The organism is Finegoldia magna (assembly GCF_018371055.1).
In the GTDB taxonomy this organism is placed as follows: Bacteria; Bacillota; Clostridia; order Tissierellales; family Peptoniphilaceae; genus Finegoldia; species Finegoldia magna_I.
The window spans coordinates 1-3,781 of sequence record NZ_JAGYZD010000171.1 but is presented as its reverse complement, the minus strand read 5'-3'; the positions used below and the strand labels follow the sequence as shown (position 1 = coordinate 3,781).

5 protein-coding genes are annotated in these 3,781 nt (G+C 30.7%); all 5 read left to right on the top strand.

Features of this window, described 5'->3' with window-relative positions; all coding sequences use genetic code 11:
- Window positions 1–104 precede the first annotated feature (104 nt).
- Window positions 105–599 carry a crossover junction endodeoxyribonuclease RuvC gene (ruvC, locus tag KHW44_RS07370; protein WP_002836493.1) on the top strand — a complete coding sequence of 165 codons (495 nt, stop codon included), beginning with the start codon at window positions 105–107 and terminating at the stop codon, window positions 597–599.
- Window positions 600–607: 8 nt separating this feature from the next.
- Window positions 608–1,204 carry a Holliday junction branch migration protein RuvA gene (gene ruvA / locus KHW44_RS07365; RefSeq protein WP_094223498.1) on the top strand — a complete coding sequence of 199 codons (597 nt, stop codon included), beginning with the start codon at window positions 608–610 and terminating at the stop codon, window positions 1,202–1,204.
- Between the two features lie 8 nt (window positions 1,205–1,212).
- Entirely contained in the window at window positions 1,213–2,220 is a 1,008-nt protein-coding gene (gene ruvB, locus KHW44_RS07360; protein WP_094205723.1) for a Holliday junction branch migration DNA helicase RuvB, read from the top strand.
- A gap of 9 nt (window positions 2,221–2,229) precedes the next feature.
- Window positions 2,230–3,267, top strand: a complete 1,038-nt coding sequence (queA, locus tag KHW44_RS07355; RefSeq protein ID WP_304067837.1) for a tRNA preQ1(34) S-adenosylmethionine ribosyltransferase-isomerase QueA — start codon at window positions 2,230–2,232, stop codon at window positions 3,265–3,267.
- Window positions 3,260–3,781: tRNA guanosine(34) transglycosylase Tgt (locus KHW44_RS07350; protein ID WP_304067834.1), on the top strand; the 522-nt coding region annotated here is incomplete at its 3' end. The genes queA and KHW44_RS07350, both read left to right, overlap by 8 nt.

The following is a 3,781-nucleotide window of genomic DNA, read 5'->3' as shown; positions in this document are numbered from 1 at the left end:
TAACTGATTATATTATAACATATAGGCAAATTAACAAGTCAAAATGTTTATGATATAATATTAAAACATGTTAAAATATATTTGAGTATAGGATTTGATAATAAGTGAGAGTTTTAGGAATTGATCCTGGTATAGCAATCGTTGGATATTCTATATTGGATTATGATAATAACAAAATAAAATGTCTTGAATATGGTTGCATCACAACAAGTTCAAAATCACCATTACCTGACAGATTATCATTTATTTACAATGAAATGAACAAAATTATCGATGAATTTCAACCGGAAGATTGTGCATTTGAAGAATTGTTTTTCAATAAAAACGTAAAGACAGCAATAACGGTCTCTCAAGCAAGAGGAGTAGAAATTCTAAGCTGTATCAATAAGAATTTAAATCTTTACGAATATACACCTCTTCAAATTAAACAAGCAGTTGTAGGATATGGAAGAGCTGATAAAAGACAAGTACAAGAAACTGTTAAAACAATTTTAAAATTTAACGATATACCTAAACCTGATGATGCTGCAGATGCTGTAGCTGTGGCTTTGTGTCACATTTTTGGAAGTAAGTTTAAATATCTAAATGAAATGAAATAGGAGATAATATGTATTCGTATATTATTGGAGTTATTACTGAAGTTCATGAAAATTACATAGTATTGGAAAACAACAAAATTGGTTATAAAATATTCATAACTGATTTTTTTAGGGATAATGTAAGTGCATTTGATGAATATAAAGTATATACTGAATTTGTCGAAAGAGAAGATGCAAGTATTTTGTACGGATTTTCATCTCAAAAAGAAAGAGACTTATTTAATTTGTTAACAGATGTAACATCTATTGGTCCAAAATATGCAATGAATATACTATCAACTATGACAGTTGATGAATGTAAAACCGCTATTATTACTGATGATATTAAACTTCTAACACAAGCACCAGGCGTTGGCAAAAAAACAGCATCAAGGATTATTTTAGAGTTAAAAGAAAAAATCGAAAAAGATTTTGTGCCATCAGAAAAACCTGTTAACAAAGAAGTGAAAAAATCAAGTGATTCAGAATTTGCAAGAGAAGCATTATTACAACTTGGTTATTTTAAAAATGATGTGGATGCATTTATCGAAAACACTGATATTTCAGGATTATCAATTGAAGATATAATGAAAAAAGCAATGAAAAGCTTGGACAGTAGTAGGTAGGTGAGAAAATGGAAGATAAAAACGATAGAATTGTTGGAGCATCTTTTACGAAAAGCGACGAAGATATTGATTTTAATTTAAGACCAAAATGGATGAGCGATTATATTGGTCAAGATAAAGTCAAGAAGAAATTGTCAATTTTTATTGAAGCTGCAAAGAATAGAAATGAACCATTGGATCACGCTCTATTATATGGACCACCTGGATTAGGTAAAACTACTTTAGCACACATTATAGCTAATGAAATGGGAGTTAACCTAAGGGTTACTAGTGGACCTGCAATCGAAAAGCCTTCTGATTTAGCAAGTATTCTTACAAATTTACAAAAAGATGATGTCTTGTTTATAGATGAAATACACAGAATTAATCGTTCTGTTGAAGAAATTTTGTATCCTGCAATGGAAGATTATGCTTTGGATATTATAGTGGGAAAAGGACCTTCTGCAAGAAGCTTACGAATAGATTTGGAGAAATTTACACTTATTGGTGCTACAACAAGATCAGGTCAATTAACAGGACCACTTCGCGATAGATTTGGTGTTCTATTAAACTTAGAACTATATGATATAGAAAGTTTGAAGAAAATAGTTACTAGATCTGCGGGTGTTTTGGGAATAGGTATTGATGAAGAAGGTGCTATGGAAATAGCAAGACGAAGTAGAGGAACTCCAAGAATTGCCAATAGATTATTAAAAAGAGTTAGAGATTACGCGGAAGTTAGAGCAGACGGAACTATTACAAAGGAAATAAGTAATCGTGGTTTAAATTTGCTAGAAGTAGATAAATGTGGACTAGATTATGTTGATAGAAAAATAATAATGACAATGATTAATAATTTTGATGGTGGACCTGTTGGTGTTGATACAATTGCAGCGGCCACTGGGGAAGAAAGAATTACTATTGAAGATGTTTATGAACCTTATTTGTTGCAAATAGGATTTATCAATAGAACTTCAAGAGGAAGAATTGTCACAGATAAAGCGTATAAGCATTTTAATATAGTTCGAAAGAGGTGATTTTATAAGATGAATACAGATGATTTTGATTACGAGTTAGATGAAAAATTTATCGCACAAACTCCATTAGATAAAAGAGATGAATCTAGGCTAATGGTTATGGATAGATTTAACGGAAATACAGAAATAAAAAAATTTTATAATATTATAGATTATTTAAATCCTGGTGATGTTTTAGTATGTAATAACACAAGAGTTATTCCTGCTAGACTTTTTGGACACAGACCAGGAAAAGAAGAAAAAATTGAGGTTTTACTTCTACAACAAACAGAAGATAAGTGGGAATGTTTGGTAAAGCCTGGAAAGAAAATGAAATTAGATCAAGTAATAGAATTTTCTGATAAAGTAAGCGCAAAAGTCGTAGACATTACAGAAGATGGATCTAGAATTTTAAAATTCGATTATGAAGGAATTTTTGAAGAACGATTGGATGAACTTGGGAATATGCCACTTCCTCCATATATAAAAGAAAAATTGAATGATAAGGAAAGATACCAAACTGTTTATTCAAAACACAAAGGAAGTGCAGCAGCACCTACGGCAGGTCTTCATTTTACAAATGAACTTTTAGAAAAAATCAAAGAAAAAGGAATTTATGTGGTATTCTTAACATTACATGTAGGATTAGGAACATTTAGACCGGTTAAAGTTGACGATGTTAAGGATCATCACATGCATTCTGAATACTACACAATAAGCCAAGAAACCGTTGATATTATTAATCGACAAAAAAGTAAAGGACATAACATTATAGCGGTAGGTACTACGAGCGTAAGAACTTTAGAAACAGTTACACACAATAATAATTCAAAACTAGTAGCTGAAAGTGGCTGGACAGATATTTTTATCTATCCAGGCTTTGAATTTAATATTGTGGACAGCTTAATCACTAACTTCCATTTACCTAAGTCTACTTTAATGATGTTGGTAAGTGCTTTTTCTAAGAAAGAATACATTTTTAATGCTTATGAAAAAGCAAAACAAAATGATTTTAGATTTTTTAGCTTTGGAGATGCTATGTTTATAAATGGAGGCAAGAATGTTTAAATTTACACTAGAGAAAAAGTCTTCTCAATGCAAAGCTAGAACAGGCACTATAGAAACAAATCATGGTGTTATTAAAACACCTGTATTTATGCCTGTAGGCACAAGAGCTACAGTCAAAGCAATGAACAATGATGAATTGAAATCTATTGGCTCTCAAATAATTTTATCAAACACATACCATTTATACTTAAAACCAGGTCAAGAAATTATTAGAAAAGCAGATGGACTTCATAAATTTATGAATTGGGACAAACCAATTTTAACAGATAGTGGTGGGTTTCAAGTTTTTAGTTTGAGTAAGACAAGAAAAATTACTGAAGAAGGAGTACAATTTAGAAGCCATATTGATGGATCAAAACATTTTATATCTCCTGAAAAATCAATGGAAATTCAAAATGATTTGGGATCTGATATTATGATGGCTTTTGATGAATGTGTTCCTTATCCAGCAAGTTATGAATACACAGAAGACTCAATGAAAAGAACACTAAGATGGCTTAAAAGATGTAAAGAT